Below are 18,249 nucleotides of genomic sequence, written 5' to 3'. Positions count from 1 at the left end.
TCTATCGTTTACGTTTACTTTTAGATTTCTTAGATTGACTGCGCTTAGTCATTTTATTAGACTTCTTACGACTTGATTTGCCTTTACTAGATTTTTTACTGAAAGCATCGTACCTAGAATGACTAGATTTATTACTATCACGTCGTGAAGATTTTTTACTGGATTTTCCTGAAGATTTACGACCTTTACGACTACCATAGCCATCGCGACTACTTGCATAGTCAGAACCATTTTGCAATTGTTCTTGTATAGCCATTAGGTTATTGACTTCACCAAGTACAAAGTCGATCTGTTTCTTTTCTACATCGGCTTTTACTAAAGTAACAGTTACCTTTTCACCTAAGTGATAGGTTTTACCTGTTCTTTTGCCTACAAGCACAAAATGTTCTTCATCAAAGAAATAGTAATCATCATTCATCATGCTCATATGCACAAGGCCATCGATACCGTTTTCTAATTCTACAAACATACCAAAGGATGTAATGCTAGAAATAGTTCCTTCAAAGACTTCCCCTACAAATGGAACCATGTATTGAGTCTTTTTAAGATCTACTGTATCTCGTTCAGCCTCAGTAGCTACTTGCTCCTGTATAGAAGAATGTTCAACAGCTCCAGCTAAGAATGCTTCCTCTACATCCCGTTTAGAATAACCATTTTTCCAATGCATATCAGCTTTTAAAAGGCGATGAACCATTAAGTCTGGATATCGTCTAATAGGAGATGTAAAATGCGTATAACATGCAGATGCTAAGCCAAAGTGTCCCACATTATTAATACTATATTTAGCTTGTTGCATAGAACGCAAGGTCATAATTTGAGCTACTTGCTCAATATCTTGACCCTTTACTACATCTAAGATTTTTTGGAAATCTCTTGGTGTTACACCATCAGCACTAAGAACGAGATTTTGCCCCAAGTAATTTAATACCTTTTGGAATAAATCTAACTTTTCTTCACTTGGGTTCTCGTGAATACGATATACCGATGTACGATGCGTATTCTTTAAGTGTGTAGCCACTGTTTCATTGGCAATGAGCATACATTCTTCGATAAGTCGTTCTGCCATGGTACGATCTCGTTTTACAATACGTAACGGTGTACCATCATGATCGAGTAATACTTTATATTCAGGAAAATCAAAATCTAAAGCACCTCTACGACGACGCATTCGATTCAAAATCTTAGAAATTTCTGCCAAATCATGCAGCATAGGCATAAAGTCTTGTAAGTCATGAGGAATAATATTTTCCTCTAATGCTTTATAGACCTCTTTATAGCTACAACGACGTCCTACATGGATAATAGATGGACGAATGCGATAATTTACAACCTTACCATCTTTATCTATTTCCATCATACACGTCATAGCATAACGGTCTTCATGAGCATTTAAACTACAAATGCCATTAGATAGGACCTCAGGTAACATCGGTACTACACGATCTACTAAATACACAGATGTACCGCGTTTATAGGCCTCATTATCAATAGCCTGTCCGGATACTACATAATGACTCACATCTGCAATATGTACACCTAACTCATAATTACCATTTGGTAATTTTCGGCCACTCACAGCATCGTCTAAATCTTTTGCATCTTCCCCATCGATAGTGACCATTTGTAAGTCACGAAGATTCCAACGGGCAGGGTCATCATGAATAAAGGTAACAATTTTCTTGCTCGCTTTGATAACATCATCGGGGAAATTAAATGGAATCTTATGATTAGCCATGATGCAGTTAATATCAAGACCTACATCGCCCTTATAACCAAGAATTTCAGTAATAATACCTTCTGGCTTTTTATCGCCTTCAGGCCATTTAGTAATTTTCACTAATACCTTTGCGCCACTACGAGCATCTAATGTATTTTTTAAATCTACAAAGATATCAGTCCCTATTCGCTCATCATCAGGAATAACAAAGCCAAAGTGTTGTTGTCGGTCATAAGTACCCACTATGGTTTCATTAGCTCGTTCAATAACATCAACGATAATGCCTTCTCGTTTATGCTTTGTATAATTAGAAGGTATGACGCGAACGCGAACCTTGTCATTATGCATAGCAGTACCTTTATTTTGTTCTGCTACATATATATCTTCATCTTCAGGCATAATAACAAAGCCAAAAGACTTACGATAGCCCTTATAAATACCTTCATATTCTTCATGTTGTTGCTCTGCATATTGATATACATCAGGTCGCGAAGATGTTAATACCCCTTCTCGAGCAAGCATTTTTGCAGAACGAATAAACATCTCAAGATCTTTACCACCACGGATATGGTTATCCATGGCCGCATCTTCAATATGATATGCATGTGGTTGTATAGATTTATAAAAGTCTAATACTTTCTTCTTCAAATTTTCACCTCCTCATTTGATAAAAAGAAAAAGCCTGCAAAGCAGGCTTTCATCATTAGAATTGATTAATCATTGCCCCTAACACTAAGCTCAACACAGCAAAGATAATCCCCAATATAATCGTACATTTAGATAAGAAAGCGTCTAAACCGCGTTGCTTACCACCAAAAGAAGAGTCTGCCGCACCAGATACAGCACCGCCCATGCCTGCGTTTTTGCTATTCTGTGCAACAACTACTACGATTAATAAAATAGATACGATTACTTCTACAATCATTAAAAAATTTGTCACGACTGTCATCCTTCCTGTGTGGCTCTTGGAGAATCCAAAATCCGATGTTCTAAATACTTCTCTAATTTACGTTTAACCCTTTGCAACGCATTGTCTATAGATTTGACACTGCGATCAGTGACCTCAGCCATTTCTTGGTAAGAACGTCCGTCTAGATATCCTTCCAAGACCTCCCACTCGAGTTCACTTAAAATATGACCAATATTGCGCTCAATATCATCCAATTCCTCTTGGCTGATAATAAGGTCCTCAGGATTGGTAACCTTTGCTGAAGATAGCATCTCGATCAATGTACGCTCTGATTCCTCTGTATAAACTGGCTTATTTAAAGATACATAGGAATTTAAAGGCGCATGTTTTTGTCTAGTCGCCGACTTAATAGCCGTAATAATCTGTCTAGTTATACAAAGCTCCGCAAAAGCTCTAAAGGACGCTAATTTATCATGTTTAAAATCCCGCGTAGCCTTATAAAGACCAATCATCCCTTCTTGAATGATGTCTTCACGATCTGCGCCTACTAAAAAGTAAGAACGCGCCTTTGCACGAACAAAGTTTTTATATTTATTAACAATATAATCGATTGCAAACTCATTTTGCTCTTCTTGAGCTATGACCACAACTTGCTCATCGGTCATTTCTTTGAAATTGTAATCGGGCTTGCGTGTATGAATTGTGTTCATATGCTCCTCCTTACAATTGAGCAGAAAAACCAATATATTCATTATACTGGAACTATATGTGATTTTCAACTATCAATGGCCACGCCGTAATTTCTCTAGCTTTTCAGCTACTTCAGGAGATAATAACCCTCCTACTTCATTACGTCGCAAGCTAAATTGATCTCGTCTATGTTCATGAGCGTATTGTAGTCGTTCCTCTTCCTTAGCTATGCGAATCATATTTTGTAATTCTCGAGCTGGAATGCGCAAGCCTCCAGATCCAAGAATTTGATTTTGTTCAGCTCCATCAGAGGTTACAACATATACATTGGTGTATTTACCTTTTCGCAAAAACACCTCTCGCTCAATAAAGGAATCCGCCGTTTCCCCATCTTCAGTATACACTTCGAGGAATCCACTCGTAATAGCCTCTACAGAGCCGCCAGATTTTGTATATTTACCATCAAATACAAGGATAACTTCATAACCCTTGAATTTTCCGTAATTCAACAATCTATCTCGAAGCTCCATACGGGCATGTTCTAATGATTCATGAGCGAGTTTCTTTAGATGAGTCCAGGCGAATATCACATTATATCCATCTACAATTAAAATATCTTTTAGCATAATTATTTCGCTTGGCGCTGACGCACAGCTTCATACATAAGAACAGCAGCAGCCACAGATGCATTCAAAGAATTTAAATTTCCATACATAGGAATGGTAACGAGGAAATCACATGCGTCTTTCACAACGCGGCTAATGCCCTTTCCTTCGTTACCAATGACGATAACAGTAGGAATTGTCATATCCGCCTCATATAAAGTGCGATCCCCTTCCATATGAGCGCCCATAACCCAAAAGCCTTGTTTTTGGAGTTGTTTAATGGTTTGAGCTACATTTCCAACCTGTACTAGTGGAATTTGTTCAATAGCACCGGCTGATGTTTTAGCCACTGTCGCATTAATAGGAGCATTATGACGCTTAGGAATGAGTACGGCCGTAGCCCCTACACATTCCGCAGTACGGATGATAGCGCCCATGTTATGTGGATCTTCAACACCATCTGTTAGGATAAGCAAAGGTACCTTATGATTCGTCTCTTGTAGCACTTCACCTAGTTCTTTAAATTGAACAGCAGAAACAAGGGCAATAACACCTTGGTGGGGTACCTCTAAATCATATTTATTCATTTGTTTAATAGGTGTTGGACGCACTTCAATGCCTTGAGATTTAGCAAGGCCAACAATATCAGCTAGACCAGTTTTAACCTTATCTTCACTGACCATAATGCGTTGAATAGAACGGCCACTTTTAAGGGCCTCTTTTACCGCATTGCGACCAACAATATAATTATCCATACTACATACCTCGTAGAGTTATTGAAAAGGCTTGCTTCATAACATCTTGTAATCGCTCATCTTGACGCGTTTCATAAAGAAATCCAAGTACGGCTTCAAAAGCTGTACTACTACGATACTCTTGAACAGAACTACTTTTAGGCACATTTACATTACTATTTCTAGCACGTCGTGCAATAGCTTGTTCTTGTTCTGTGAAAGTATCCTCTATTTCAAGCAATACCTTCGCTTGTGACTTAGCACAAATAAACTCAGTAACAATGGTGTGCAACACTTGTACCTTAGATATATTCATTTGTACTACTCGCTCACGAACATACATGGAATATACTGCATCGCCAATATAGGCAAGCATAACTGCATCTGCACTGAGGCACTCCTCTATAGTTCGTTTACGCAAACGAAGCGGCTCTTGTTCAAGAGCCGTCAACTTTTTTATTGCTTCATTCTTTAAGAATTGAAATTGTTTAAACTTCACGTTTTTTCCACCGTGCACCTTGAGGGGAATCCTCAATGGTAATACCGATTTCAGCCAAACGATCGCGGATACAATCAGCTAATGCCCATTGTTTTTGATCGCGACATGCTTGACGTACAGACAAGATAACTTGCATTAATTCTTCATATTCAGCAGCGTTAGCACCTGTGTTGCCTTCCCATGCTTTTTCAAGAATACCAATTACTTCTGTCATGAACTTAAAGATACGTTTTACTTCAGCAATAGCTTCTTGGCAAACAACACCTTCACGACCTGTTACAGCTTGATAGTAAATATTGATCTCTTTAGCAAGACCGAACATGCTAGATGTAGCTAACGCAGTATTGAAGTCATCGCTCATTGCTGCTTCGAATTCTTCTTCATACTCTTTAGCTTTTTCTAATAAGTGTTGCGCTTCATCACATGGACCTGGTTCACATTTTTCAAGATACAATAGATTTTCAATAGCAGTGCTTAAACGTTCTAAGGATTTATTTGCTTCCTCTAAACGTTCATCAGAGAAATCTAATGGACTACGATAATGTGTGCTCAACAAGAAGTAGCGCAATGCGTCTGGGCTATATTGTTCCAAAATATCTTTTACCAAGAAGAAGTTATTCAAGGATTTAGACATTTTTTCAGAATTAATGGTAATGAAACCATTGTGTAACCAATAGCGTACAGATGGATGTTGACCAGAACAACCTTCAGATTGGGCAATTTCGTTTTCATGATGAGGGAAGATCAAATCACTACCACCACCATGGAAGTCAAATTCTGTACCTAAATATTTTTGGCTCATAGCAGAACATTCAATATGCCAGCCTGGACGACCATTTCCCCAAGGGCTTTCCCAATATGGTTCACCTGGTTTTGCTGCTTTCCATAATGCAAAATCCATAGGGTTTTTCTTACGGCCATCAACTTCGATACGAGCACCTGCTTCCATATCATCTAATGTACGGCCAGATAACTCACCATAATGTTCAAATTTATCAACGCTATAATATACATCGCCATCGAGTTCATAAGCATAGCCTTTTTCAATCAATGTAGAAATCATAGCGATAATGTCTTCGATATGTGTAGAAACACGAGGATAAATATCAGCACGTTGTACACCAAGTGCATCCATTACTTCAAAATAGCTATCGATATAACGGTTTGCAATAGTATCCCAAGATACACCTTCACCATTAGATGTATTGATGATCTTATCATCTACATCAGTAAAGTTTTGTACATATGTTACTTTATAGCCTACATGTTTCATGTAGCGACGAATTACGTCCCATGTTACGAATGGACGTGCATTGCCAATATGAGGATGGTTATATGGTGTAACACCACATACGTACATCTTTGCCTCACCTGGTGTTACAGGATTAAACACCTCTTTTTGGCGCGTCATAGTATTATAAACTGTAATTTCTCTCATCGTTACCGATGCCTCCATGTTCGTAAAATAAAAAAGACCCCTCATCTCATACAGAGACGATGGTCCGCGGTTCCACTCTGTTAGGCACCAATATAGTACCCACTCATCGCATAACGGCGCGTCACCGGACAAACCTACCTATAATCGGAGTGTCAGCTCGTGAATGCATTTCGTCTACCTATCCTTGAACCCTCCCACCATCGGTTCTCGCTAAAAAGTTAGTTGTAGAGTACTTCTTTCAGTCTTAGCTATTAGTAATCATCTATATTCAGATATGTAAATATTGTATCAATTATCCTATAGAATGTCAATGAGAACAAGAAAATCCTCACCTTTCAACATATCCTGCTAGCCTATGATACATGCGTATTTCGACTATATAATTTGAAAGATGAGGACGAAGTATTACCTATTAAGCATTTTCTAATTTTTCTTGATCATCATGTTTACGGCAAATACCTGCAAAGATAGAGCCTGTAAAGTTATGGATGATAGAGAACACTGCACCCGCTACTGCTGCTTGAGGTGTAAAGTGTTTAAGCGCTAAAGATACGGATAACGCAGAGTTTTGCATTGCCACTTCAATTTGCATGGCACGACGGGAAGAAATATCGATACTAAGGGCCTTACAAATGAAGTAGGTTACTACGTAACCACTCACATTTTGTACCAAGCAAGCTACGAAGATAATGAAACCAGTTTCAGCAATTTGTTTTTGGTTTACTGCAGTTACAGCTGCTAAAATAAGCAATACTGCAATAGCCGCAATTGTAGGACAAACATCTTTAATAGGTTCAATCTTAGAACCGATGAAGTAATTCAATACGATACCTAAGATGATTGGTACCAATACGATTTTTACGATGGAAATAAACATCGGCATAAATTGAATTTCAATGGAAGATGTAGCACCTGCATAGAGTACAACGAATAAAGGTGTTAATACTGGAGCCAATAATGTAGAAACAGTCGTTGCAGATACAGATAAAGGAACATTACCATTAGCAAGGAATGTCATAACATTAGAAGCTGTACCACCAGGACATGCACCTAACAGGATGAAGCCGATACCAATTTCCGGAGGGAAATTGAAAATAATGGCTACCAAGAAACCTGCCAATGGCATCCATAAGAATTGAATAACAGATACAAGAATAACCTTCATTGGTTGCTTAAATACATCAAGGAAAACTTGAGCCGTTAATGTTAACCCCATGGCAAACATAACAAATTGAAGCATGTACGCAATGTACGGCGTCATCCAAGAAAATACAGTTGGTAATAAATACGCTAACACTGCCATCAATAGCACGATCCATGAAAGATAGCTATTGAATAAGTGATTAAGAGAACGAATAATACTCATAAAAGCACTCACTTTCATAATAAATAAAAATAAAAGACGCCGACTATTATAGCATTTCTATAGAATAATCTCAATATACATAAAAAAGCTCTCATAACCTCAGCTATGAGAGCTTTTAAATTAGCCTCTATTACTATTTTGTTAAAGCGCTAACATTGTCTAAGCGATGTAAGCATTTTTCTTTACCAAGCAATGTAACAATATTATTCAAATCTGGACCATGCATTTGACCTGTTAAAGCCACGCGGATTGGCATGAATACGAATTTACCTTTCAAAGCAGTTTCTTTCATAACAGCTTTAATCGTTGCTTTTACAACGTCAGGTGTAATTTCATCAAGTTCTGCCAATGCATTACGGAATGCACCAAGAACTGTTGGTGCTGTTTCTTCATTCAATACAGCACGCAATTCCTCTTCATGACCTTCTTCAAGGAATACTGTTTCGCCCATGAACATGCCTACATGATCCTTAATTTGCGCTCCATAGCTAATATGATCGCGGAATGTAGAGCATAACAATGTCAACCAATCAATATCCGCTTGATTTAAACTATCTGGAGCCAAACCAACCTCTTTTAAATGAGGCAAGCAAAGATGGAATAACTCTTCATCGCTCAAGTTTTTCATGTAGTGGAAGTTAATATGATTCAATTTATCAATGTCGAATACGGCAGGGTTCTTAGCTACACGGTCCATGGAGAAGGCTTGAATCAATTCATCTTGTGTAAAGAACTCTTCTTCCCCTTCTGGAGCCCAACCTAGAAGCGCTAAGAAGTTTACAAGTGCTTCTGGCAAGTAGCCTAATTGTTTGTATTGTTCAACAGAAGTAGCACCATGACGTTTGGACATTTTCTTGTAATCTTTACCAAGAATCAAGGAAATGTGGCCAAACTTAGGTACTTCCCAACCTAAAGCTTCATAAATAGCCATTTGACGTGGTGTATTGGATAAATGTTCCTCTGCACGAATAACGTGAGTAATGCCCATCATATGATCGTCCATTACTACCGCAAAGTTATATACAGGAATACCGTCGGATTTAACGATAACGAAGTCACCTACACCGTTGGATTCAAAGGATACATGGCCACGTACCATATCGTCGAAAGCATATGTTTTATTCAAAGGAACGCGTAAACGAATTGTTGGTTTACGACCTTCTGCAATATATTTAGCCTTAGTTTCTTCGTCTAAGTGTTGGCAATGACCGTTATATTTAGGTGTTTCGCCACGATCCATTTGTTCTTGACGAACAGCATCTAACTCTTCTGGTGTACAATAGCACTCATATGCTTTGCCTTCGTCCAACAAACGTTGTGTTACTTCTTTATATAAATCAAGACGTTCTGTTTGACGGTAAGGGCCATTATCGCCACCTACGTCAATACCTTCATCCCAGTTCATGCCAAGCCATTGTAAGGAAGCTTTGATATTCTCTTCACTTTCACGGGTGGAACGAGCCAGATCTGTATCTTCAATGCGCAATACAAATGTGCCTTTTTCCTTACGTGCTAATAGCCAGTTAAACAAAGCAGAACGAGCACCACCAATGTGGAATGGACCCGTAGGGCTTGGAGCAAAACGAACTTTCATGGAACTCATGATTATACCTCTCCTTCATATACAGAAACGACAGCTTGTGCAGCAATGCCTTCACGGCGCCCAATAGCACCTAGCATTTCATTCGTTGTCGCTTTAATACTAATACGTTCTAATGGTATTTCCAAAACAGATTGTAAATTCGCCTTCATCGCATCGATGTGCGGCTTCAATTTAGGTGTCTCTGAAATAACCATAATATCTATATTATAGGCTTGTAACCCACGTTCTTTCAATAAGGAATTAACCTTTTCTAGTAAAAGCATACTAGAAATCCCTTTATATTGGTCATCTTCAGGCGGGAAATAATATCCAATATCTCGTAAACCTGCAGCACCTAGCATGGCATCCATCAATGCATGAATGAGAACATCCGCATCGGAATGACCATCAGGACCGAGTTCAGATTCGATATGAACACCGCCAAGAATACAAGGGCGACCTGCTTTTAATTGATGAATATCATAACCAAATCCAACGCGCATACGTGTATCCTCAATTCCTAAATATCGTTTAGCTACTGCAATATCATTCGGTGTTGTTACCTTTATATTACAATAGTCTCCTTCAACTATATGTACAGGCTTTCCTACATACTCAACTAGTGATACATCATCAGTACCAAGATATTTTGTTTCATATGCCGCTTGATGAGCTTCTACAAATAATTCTTTTTGAAAGCCTTGAGGTGTTTGAATTTGGTATAGCTCACTGCGCTGTAATGTTTCTAGAACATTATGGTCCATATCAACTCGTTTAATGGTATCTGTAGCTGGAACACCTACCGTAGCAGCACCATAGGTATTAGCCGCGTCAGCAACATTATTAAACATTTCTGTAGAAGCTAATGGTCGCGCCCCATCATGAACAAGAACTATATTGGTATCTTCTGATACAGCCTTGAGACCGCATGCTACAGAATCTTGCCGTTCTTTTCCACCAAGTACGATGTGAACCGGAACAGTTAAATCCAACTCTTGAATATGTTTTGTCATATATTCTTGTTCACCATCGGCTACAACAAGAATAATCTCATTCAAACCTTCAACCTTTGCTACATTTTGTAGTGTACGTTGAATGATTGAAAATCGGCCTAAAGGGATAAATATCTTATTTTCTTTATATCCCATGCGGCGCCCAGCACCAGCGGCGAGAACAATACAACTAATTACCTTGTCCATTTTGTCCTCCATCTACACGAGCAAAGATCATGCGACCTGCACTCGTTTGTAATATGGATGTAACCATAACCTCTACAGTTTGGCCCACATAAGGTTTACCATCTTCCACAACAATCATTGTACCATCGTCAAGATACGCAACACCTTGATGTACTTCCTTACCTTCTTTCATAATTTGCACGCGAATCCATTCACCTGCAATGAGGGCTGGTTTAAGTACATTAGCGAGCTCATTAAGATTGAGTACTTCAATACCTTGTACACGAGCAACCTTATTTAAGTTGAAATCATTAGTCATCAACTTCCATTGCTTGTCTAAAGCGAGGCGCATCAATTTAGAATCAACTTCTGTAAGATCATCGTAATCATCTTCCACTACTTCAATAGCTACCTTATTGGCATCTTGCATCTCTTTCAAAATATCGAGACCACGACGACCACGATTGCGTTTTGTAGCATCAGCAGAATCAGAAATAATTTGTAACTCATTCAATACAAAGAGCGGTACCATTAGAGGTCCTTCAATGAAGCCTGTATTACATAGCTCCTTAATACGTCCATCAATAATAACGGATGTATCTAATAGTTTTGGAGTACTCGTCGTTTTATCAGATTTATGAGTGGAGAACATTTTAAAACGACTAGTCTTTTTATTACTATCTCCGCCCCATTGTTGTACATAATTATTGTACATTTCAGGGCCCTTGCGAGCCATGATTTTAAGGCCACTATATCCAAAGATAGCACTTAAAATAATAGGAATGTAAGGTCCTATAATAGGTACTTGATTGAATGCAACACCAATTAAATTTGCAATAATAAGACCGAATAATAAACCGATGGTGCCTGCAATCAATTCTTGATTTGGAATATGAGTGAGAATACGTTCTAATCGTTTAGCAATCACTAAACCTTGTTTTAAAATGAATGAAGAAATTAAATAACCAATAATAACGCCAATTAAAGTACCAAGAATTAATACTGAAATACGTGCAATGGTCAATGACATATCCCCAAAGGACTCGAATTGAGAGACCAAATATGGGTCGATAATAGGTGCTAAGCTATCCATTCCAACATAGGCTGCTGTACCCACAAGAATGGCTATTACATAGCGCAATATCCGATAAATCATCAAATCACCTCCTAATTAAGAAAATACCAGTTGCATTGCTTCTTGAATAGATTTAACGCCTCTAATCTTGATAGAACTATCATTATCCTTAATCTGCTTATAATTGCCTTCAGGAATAATAAACTTTTTAAAGCCTAATTTTTTAGCTTCATTAATACGCTGTTCAATACGTGGAATGCTACGAACATTACCAGTTAAGCCAACCTCGCCTAAGATGACCATATCCGTAGGAACGATGCGATTTTTTAAATTAGATACAATGGCAACAGCCATGGACAAGTCACAAGCTGGTTCGTTCACCTTGAGACCACCAATAACGTTAACGTACACGTCCTTATTACCTAATGTGAAACCACAACGTTTTTCTAGTACTGCTAATAGTACAATTAAACGATTTAAATCATACCCTATGGCAGTGCGTCGTGGCATGCCAAAAGCAGTTGTAACAACAAGGCTTTGTACCTCTACAAGAATAGGACGAACCCCTTCAAGGTAAATCATAACGGCACTACCACTTTCCTCATCCGACCGTTCTGCCAACAACGAAGCGGACGGGTTAGAAAGCTCTTGTAGACCTTCCTCAACCATGGCAAAGATACCGGTTTCAGATGTGGATCCAAAACGATTCTTAATAGAGCGCAAAATACGGAATTGGTAAGACCGTTCACCTTCAAAATAAAGTACCACATCCACCATATGTTCTAACATACGTGGGCCAGCAATATTGCCTTCCTTAGTTACGTGTCCAATGATTACTGTTGGAATATTGCGTTCTTTACAGAATCGAAGAAGTCGAGATGTACATTCTCGCACTTGGCTTACACTGCCTGGAGCAGCATCAATATCACCGGTATACATGGTTTGTATAGAGTCAATAACAAGTAAAGATGGCGTCATTGCATCAGCTTGCTCTAAAATATGATCTAAATCTGTATCGGCAATCACTTGTAAACGTTCACTATTAATATGAAGTCGTTCTGCTCGAAGTTTAAGTTGTAACTGAGACTCTTCACCAGATGCATAAAGAACTGTACCAACAGTATCGGCTACCTTTTGGGAAACCTGTAGTAATAATGTAGATTTACCGATGCCTGGATCGCCACCTAATAGCATTAATGCACCAGGTACTATACCTCCACCTAATACACGATCAATTTCACCAAAGGTTGTAGATACACGCGCAATGGAGGAAATTTCAATATCCGGTAAAGCAGTTGGTTTTGTTGTTTGGTTTCCCACACCTCGTGAAGGTGTGCGGCTATGTTTAGTTTCTTTAATAATCTCTTCAACTAATGTATTCCATTCGCCACACTGTGGACAACGGCCCATCCACTTAGATGACTCAGCCCCACAATTTTGACAGAAGAATACTGATTTTGCTTTTGCCATAATACCTCAAAATTTTTATATAAGATAAAAAAGGTCATGAATGATAACCATTCATGACCTTTTATGCATAATTTTACTACATGGTTAACTATCACTATTCTATAGTATACCATTTAAGCCATATAATTTATATGAAAGGTAGTCATTAACTATATATTTTTGTATTTATATTAAACCGTTACAACAATATCGTTATCCTTTGCATCTGCTTTAATTGTTTTACCTGCTATCGCCTCTCCTTTCAAAATAAGATCGGATACAGAGTCTTCAATTAAACGTTGAATAGCACGTTTTAAAGGACGAGCACCCATAGTAAAATCTGAACCTTCTTTAACAAGTAATTTCATAGCCTCAGGTGTAATTTCTAAGTGCAAATCACGTTCTCCAAGACGTTTTGTTACATCACTCATCAAAATAGTCACAATTTTTGTTAAGTCCTCTTCAGTTAACGGATGGAATACAATCATCTCATCAATACGATTCAAAAACTCTGGTCTGAAATGACGTTTTACAGCATCCATAACAGACTTTTTAGCCTCTTTAAAATCAATATTTTTAGCATTAGGTTCAGCTTTTTTCGGTGCTAAGAAGCCTAGTTCTGTAGAGTTCTTATGTAATGCTTTAGCTCCTAAATTACTAGTCATAATGATAACCGTATTTCTAAAGTCTACAGTTCTACCTTGACTATCTGTAAGTCGGCCATCATCAAGTACTTGTAATAGGATGTTAAAGAAATCTGCATGAGCCTTTTCTACTTCATCCAGCAAAATAACGCTATATGGTTTACGACGAACTGCATCAGTGAGTTGACCGCCCTCTTCATATCCTACATATCCAGGAGGGGCCCCAACTAGACGAGAAACAGTATGCTTTTCCATATATTCAGACATATCAAGTCGAATCATTGCAGATTCATCGCCGAACAAGGAGGATGCAAGTGCTCTTGCTAATTCAGTTTTACCAACCCCTGTTGGTCCAAGGAATAGGAATGAACCAATAGGACGTTTTGGATCCTTTAACCCAGCTCTTGCACGGCGCACAGCTTTCGCTACAGCTGTAACAGCATCATCTTGACCGATAACGCGTTTATGTAGCTCATCTTCTAAATGAAGCAAGGTTTCAGATTCTTCTTCTGCAATTTTAGCCACCGGAATCCCAGTCCACTGAGCTACTACTGCAGCAATATCTTCCTCTGTAACAATGAGTTTTTGATCACTTTCCTCTTTAGCTACAGCTTTTTTATCATCAATCTCTTTAACGAGAGCTTGCTCTTCATCACGAAGCTTAGCTGCCTTTTCAAAATCTTGAGATGTAACAGCAGCTTCCTTTTCCTTCTTTACCACATTGAGTCGGTCTTCTAAAGCTTTAACATCTGGCGCTGCAGAAAAGACTTTCATACGTACCTTAGAGGCAGCTTCATCAACCACATCAATAGCCTTATCAGGCAAAAATCGATCTGTAATATATCGACTAGATAAGGTAACAGCAGCTTTTAATGCTTCATCTGTAATTTTAGCCTTATGGAAAGCCTCATAGCGATCTCGCAAGCCCATCAAGATTTCAAGAGCATCCTCTTCATTAGGTTCCCCTACTTGAACAGGTTGGAAACGACGCTCTAAGGCAGCATCTTTTTCAATATGCTTTTTATATTCATCTAGAGTTGTCGCACCAATCACTTGGAATTCACCGCGTGCTAAAGCTGGTTTTAAAATGTTCGCTGCATCCATTGCACCTTCAGTAGCGCCTGCGCCGACCAATGTATGAATTTCATCAATGAAGATAATCATATCATCATGTTGTTGTACTTCATCGATTGCTTTTTTCAAGCGTTCTTCAAATTCACCACGGTATTTTGCACCAGCTAGCATGGAGCTAATGCTAAGAGAAATAATGCGTTTGTTGCGCAAAATTTCTGGCACATTACCGTTGACGATACGTTGCGCCAAGCCTTCAGCAATAGCCGTCTTACCTACACCAGGTTCACCAATGAGAACGGGATTATTTTTAGTTCTACGACTAAGTATTTGAATAACTCGTTGAATTTCAGTATCGCGACCAATAACAGGATCAATTTTACCTTGTTTTGCAGACTCATTTAAGTCTGTAGCGAAATCAGTTAATTCACCTAAGTCGCCATTGTTATTCGCTCCTTCTTGACCACTATGATTACCATTAGTACTAGAGCCAAGAATATGACGAATCGCTTCAACTATATCGTCGGTACGAATATTCATAGCCCGTAAAATCCCAACTGCAACACCACCGCCGTCGCTGAGTAAACCAAGTAGAATATGCTCAGTACCAACGTAATTATGATTCATGCGATTAGCTACTTGAACAGCTAACTCAAGTACATGCTTAACGCGAGGTGTCATATATATGGAGGTTGCTTTTTTATTGCCGCGACCAACTTGTTCTTCTACAGCTTCAAAAATATCTTCTGTAACAATACCAAGCTCTTCTAAGGCCTTAGCGGCAACACCATTTTTAACCTTTGTAAGTCCGATGAGTACATGTTCAGTGCCTACATAGTCATGCCCTAGTTCTAGCGCTGCTTCTTGAGCAAAGGAAAGGACACGCTGTGCATCGTCTGTAAATCGTTGCATCATACTATCACCTCATCTATCTATGTAAATTGTAATTATTTCTCTTCAAATATATGTAAACAATAGTAGACTATACCGTTGGAATAGCTATTAATGTGAAAGCTTTTGACGGATTACTTTTGCCCGATAGCTATCACGCTCGATATCTGTTAGATTATCATTTCCTGCATACTTTGAAAGAAAATTAGGTCTAGTTATAGCAATCAGCTCATTAAAGGAATCCTTGCCCCATTGAGGTAAAATATTTAAGTCAACGCCTAACTGGATATCACTAAGCTTTGTTAAAGCCTCTTTACCATTTACACGGCGTGCATTCTGTAGAACTCCATAGGAGCGCCATAACACATCTTCTAAACCTTCTTTATCATTATGTAATAATAACTGACGAGATTTTCGCTCTTCTGCAATAATCCCTTCTACAATCTTTGTTAATTGTTCTATTGTATCTTCTTCACTAGTACCCATGGTACGTTGGTTAGAAATTTGATATATATTTCCTAATGCTTCTGAACCTTCACCATATAATCCACGCACAGAGTAGCCCAACTGAATGATACTACGAATGAGGCGTGTAATTTTTCCAGATATAGTCAAGGCTGGTAAATGTAACATTACAGATGCTCGTAAACCTGTACCGACATTAGTTGGACAAGCCGTTAAATAACCAAATCGTTCATCAAAGGCATATGGATATTTTGCTTCAATAGCCTTGTCGATTTTTAATACACGTTCATAAGCTACTTCTAATCTCAATCCAGAAACCATAGATTGAATTCGCAAATGATCTTCTTCATTTACCATAATCACAATTGATGCATCGTCAGAAACCACTAAGTTGCGGTACGGTAGTTTTTCCTCTAAAGCAGGGCTCATTAAATGTTTTTCCACTAATATAGCCCGATCACGTTCACTTAATTGCTCTAGGTTAATATTGGAATATTGATGTCCATCTACGTCTTTTAGGGGTTTAAGCAAACTTCTAGAAAAAGAATTTACTTTTTCTAATGACGACATATCATTTCGATTTGTAAAAAGCACACCATCAAAGTTTCTTGCTAATCGAATCCGACTAGATATGACAATATGATCCGTTGCGTCCGTATCGAGTTGTAGCCATGAACTTAAAGGAGAGTCTAATATAGTATCTAACATAATAAGAACCTCCTATTCTTTATTGCCACCAATGATGGCTTCCAATTCTTTTATTTTATCTCTTAAGATAGCTGCATCTTCAAATTTCTCTGCTTGAATTGCCATCTCTAATTGATTGCGCAATTGTTTAACTTCATACTTAGCTTTAAACACATTATTACCATGACTAGGAACTGACCCTTCATATTCAGAACTACCTTGTAAACGTTGTAATAACGGTTTTATTTCACTAGCAAAGGTTTCATAGCATGTATCACAACCAAACTTGCCTACCCGATTAAACTCATCATAAGTAATACCACATTGAGGACACCGTTTAGATTGATGAGATTTTAATAAATTATCAGGATAGACCATATTTTTAAAGAAATCATTGGTAAAAAAGCTATCATCCCACATATCATTCATAAAGGAACTATAGGGAGATAATTTTCCCTCTTGTTGTAGTGCTGTAGCACAAGTATTGCACAAATGTTGTTCCGTTTTCTGATTATTTACAATATTTGTCATATGGATAGTAGCTTCATTTTTATGGCAATGATCACATATCACTGATCATCACTCCTTCCGTAGTGTATCCACCATTGTTGCGTATAGCTCACGAATTGCATTATTTCGATGTTCAATATCCGTATTTTCAATCAATGTAGCAAAAGAATTATGCATCAATTGAGCCTCACGACGAGTAATTTTTTCTGCTTGTAGTAATTGAAATAATGATTGGTCTACATCTTTTATATCAATTAAACGATCTACTGTATTTTGACCTTCATAAATACGATAGGTTGTTACAGCTGGTAGAGAATCAGAACTTTCTGGATTTAATTTTGTGATTCGAATATATCCACCTAATCCACGTCTTGATTCCACATCAAACCCACGCTCATTGGAAAATCGCGTACTTAAAACATAACTAATTTGCGAAGGTGCACAATCTAACTCATCAGCTAATTCGTTACGCTTTAAAATTAATTTCTCTTGTTCTTCACGCATACGATCCAATATAAACTTTTCTATTTTATCAGCTATCATACTCATAAAAAACACCTCTTTAACATTTTATTTAATATATATTTTGACTATTTGCTTTTTACATATATCTATTATATTTGACTTTTTGACTTTAGTCAATCAGAACCACCCGTAAAACGGGTGGTTTGCTCACGGGCTATAAGCCCGTAGTACTAGGCCAGCGTCTAAAGGCGCTGGCTTTCACTACGTTCAAGC

The 18,249-nt window shown here is 38.1% G+C and carries 16 protein-coding genes and 1 other annotated feature; all 16 genes read right to left on the bottom strand.

The features are described 5' to 3' along the window. Position 1: 1 nt before the first annotated feature. The 16 genes from rnr to KH109_RS06025 all read right to left on the bottom strand — a co-directional run bounded on the left by rnr (position 2) and on the right by KH109_RS06025 (position 18,060). Positions 2-2,365, bottom strand: coding sequence for a ribonuclease R (gene rnr, locus KH109_RS06100; protein ID WP_295216802.1), 2,364 nt, complete (start codon positions 2,363-2,365; stop codon positions 2-4). Positions 2,366-2,420: 55 nt separating this feature from the next. Continuing rightward, positions 2,421-2,657 carry a preprotein translocase subunit SecG gene (gene secG / locus KH109_RS06095; protein WP_004695991.1) on the bottom strand — a complete coding sequence of 79 codons (237 nt, stop codon included), beginning with the start codon at positions 2,655-2,657 and terminating at the stop codon, positions 2,421-2,423. 5 nt (positions 2,658-2,662) lie between these two features. Beyond that, positions 2,663-3,337, bottom strand: a complete 675-nt coding sequence (gene sigH / locus KH109_RS06090; RefSeq protein WP_156718950.1) for an RNA polymerase sporulation sigma factor SigH — start codon at positions 3,335-3,337, stop codon at positions 2,663-2,665. Positions 3,338-3,409: 72 nt separating this feature from the next. Beyond that, positions 3,410-3,943: an NYN domain-containing protein gene (locus KH109_RS06085; RefSeq protein ID WP_004697429.1), complete on the bottom strand. Its 534-nt coding sequence runs from the start codon at positions 3,941-3,943 to the stop codon at positions 3,410-3,412. A gap of 2 nt (positions 3,944-3,945) precedes the next feature. After that, on the bottom strand, positions 3,946-4,677 hold the full coding sequence (rlmB, locus tag KH109_RS06080) for a 23S rRNA (guanosine(2251)-2'-O)-methyltransferase RlmB (RefSeq protein ID WP_295216798.1): 732 nt from the start codon (positions 4,675-4,677) through the stop codon (positions 3,946-3,948). A 1-nt stretch (position 4,678) separates the two neighbouring features. After that, complete coding sequence (locus tag KH109_RS06075; RefSeq protein WP_105089262.1) at positions 4,679-5,155, bottom strand: ribonuclease III domain-containing protein; 477 nt, start codon at positions 5,153-5,155, stop codon at positions 4,679-4,681. Further along, positions 5,145-6,593 (bottom strand): cysteine--tRNA ligase, encoded by a 1,449-nt coding sequence (cysS, locus tag KH109_RS06070; RefSeq protein ID WP_060924285.1) that lies wholly within the window; start codon positions 6,591-6,593, stop codon positions 5,145-5,147. The genes KH109_RS06075 and cysS overlap by 11 nt, the downstream gene beginning before the upstream one ends. Before the next feature lie 49 nt (positions 6,594-6,642). Continuing rightward, positions 6,643-6,848 (bottom strand) — a binding site (T-box leader). 157 nt (positions 6,849-7,005) lie between these two features. Further along, the gene (locus tag KH109_RS06065; protein ID WP_287540067.1) at positions 7,006-7,959 is read right to left on the bottom strand and encodes a bile acid:sodium symporter family protein; all 954 of its coding nucleotides are present in this window, start codon (positions 7,957-7,959) and stop codon (positions 7,006-7,008) included. A gap of 133 nt (positions 7,960-8,092) precedes the next feature. Further along, entirely contained in the window at positions 8,093-9,562 is a 1,470-nt protein-coding gene (gene gltX, locus KH109_RS06060; protein WP_295216793.1) for a glutamate--tRNA ligase, read from the bottom strand. A gap of 2 nt (positions 9,563-9,564) precedes the next feature. Then, positions 9,565-10,740 carry a 2-C-methyl-D-erythritol 4-phosphate cytidylyltransferase gene (gene ispD / locus KH109_RS06055; protein ID WP_295216790.1) on the bottom strand — a complete coding sequence of 392 codons (1,176 nt, stop codon included), beginning with the start codon at positions 10,738-10,740 and terminating at the stop codon, positions 9,565-9,567. Further along, a complete protein-coding gene (locus KH109_RS06050) occupies positions 10,724-11,875 on the bottom strand; it encodes a TRAM domain-containing protein (RefSeq protein ID WP_227720361.1) in 1,152 nt (383 codons plus the stop codon). Before KH109_RS06050 ends, ispD begins: the two co-directional genes overlap by 17 nt. Positions 11,876-11,890: 15 nt before the next feature. After that, positions 11,891-13,264 carry a DNA repair protein RadA gene (gene radA / locus KH109_RS06045; protein ID WP_024065771.1) on the bottom strand — a complete coding sequence of 458 codons (1,374 nt, stop codon included), beginning with the start codon at positions 13,262-13,264 and terminating at the stop codon, positions 11,891-11,893. A 170-nt stretch (positions 13,265-13,434) separates the two neighbouring features. Continuing rightward, entirely contained in the window at positions 13,435-15,873 is a 2,439-nt protein-coding gene (locus KH109_RS06040) for an ATP-dependent Clp protease ATP-binding subunit (protein ID WP_295216787.1), read from the bottom strand. A gap of 87 nt (positions 15,874-15,960) precedes the next feature. Continuing rightward, entirely contained in the window at positions 15,961-17,022 is a 1,062-nt protein-coding gene (locus KH109_RS06035) for a protein arginine kinase (RefSeq protein WP_295216784.1), read from the bottom strand. 12 nt (positions 17,023-17,034) lie between these two features. Beyond that, on the bottom strand, positions 17,035-17,532 hold the full coding sequence (locus tag KH109_RS06030) for a UvrB/UvrC motif-containing protein (RefSeq protein WP_241567122.1): 498 nt from the start codon (positions 17,530-17,532) through the stop codon (positions 17,035-17,037). 48 nt (positions 17,533-17,580) lie between these two features. Continuing rightward, entirely contained in the window at positions 17,581-18,060 is a 480-nt protein-coding gene (locus KH109_RS06025; RefSeq protein ID WP_024065767.1) for a CtsR family transcriptional regulator, read from the bottom strand. Positions 18,061-18,249: the final 189 nt, after the last annotated feature.

It is taken from the genome of Veillonella sp. (assembly GCF_018381775.1).
Classification (GTDB): domain Bacteria; phylum Bacillota; class Negativicutes; order Veillonellales; family Veillonellaceae; genus Veillonella.
This window is presented reverse-complemented; position numbering and strand designations above follow the sequence as displayed.

Excerpts from the sequence above, each read along its gene's own strand:
- gltX (WP_295216793.1), bottom strand. The coding sequence starts at position 9,562 with ATGAGTTCCATGAAAGTTCGTTTTGCTCCAAGCCCTACGGGTCCATTC.
- KH109_RS06050 (WP_227720361.1), bottom strand. The coding sequence starts at position 11,875 with ATGATTTATCGGATATTGCGCTATGTAATAGCCATTCTTGTGGGTACA.
- radA (WP_024065771.1), bottom strand. The coding sequence starts at position 13,264 with ATGGCAAAAGCAAAATCAGTATTCTTCTGTCAAAATTGTGGGGCTGAG.
- KH109_RS06040 (WP_295216787.1), bottom strand. The coding sequence starts at position 15,873 with ATGATGCAACGATTTACAGACGATGCACAGCGTGTCCTTTCCTTTGCT.
- sigH (WP_156718950.1), bottom strand. The coding sequence starts at position 3,337 with ATGAACACAATTCATACACGCAAGCCCGATTACAATTTCAAAGAAATG.
- KH109_RS06085 (WP_004697429.1), bottom strand. The coding sequence starts at position 3,943 with ATGCTAAAAGATATTTTAATTGTAGATGGATATAATGTGATATTCGCC.
- KH109_RS06035 (WP_295216784.1), bottom strand. The coding sequence starts at position 17,022 with ATGTTAGATACTATATTAGACTCTCCTTTAAGTTCATGGCTACAACTC.
- ispD (WP_295216790.1), bottom strand. The coding sequence starts at position 10,740 with ATGGACAAGGTAATTAGTTGTATTGTTCTCGCCGCTGGTGCTGGGCGC.
- KH109_RS06065 (WP_287540067.1), bottom strand. The coding sequence starts at position 7,959 with ATGAGTATTATTCGTTCTCTTAATCACTTATTCAATAGCTATCTTTCA.
- cysS (WP_060924285.1), bottom strand. The coding sequence starts at position 6,593 with ATGAGAGAAATTACAGTTTATAATACTATGACGCGCCAAAAAGAGGTG.
- rlmB (WP_295216798.1), bottom strand. The coding sequence starts at position 4,677 with ATGGATAATTATATTGTTGGTCGCAATGCGGTAAAAGAGGCCCTTAAA.
- KH109_RS06030 (WP_241567122.1), bottom strand. The coding sequence starts at position 17,532 with ATGACAAATATTGTAAATAATCAGAAAACGGAACAACATTTGTGCAAT.
- KH109_RS06025 (WP_024065767.1), bottom strand. The coding sequence starts at position 18,060 with ATGAGTATGATAGCTGATAAAATAGAAAAGTTTATATTGGATCGTATG.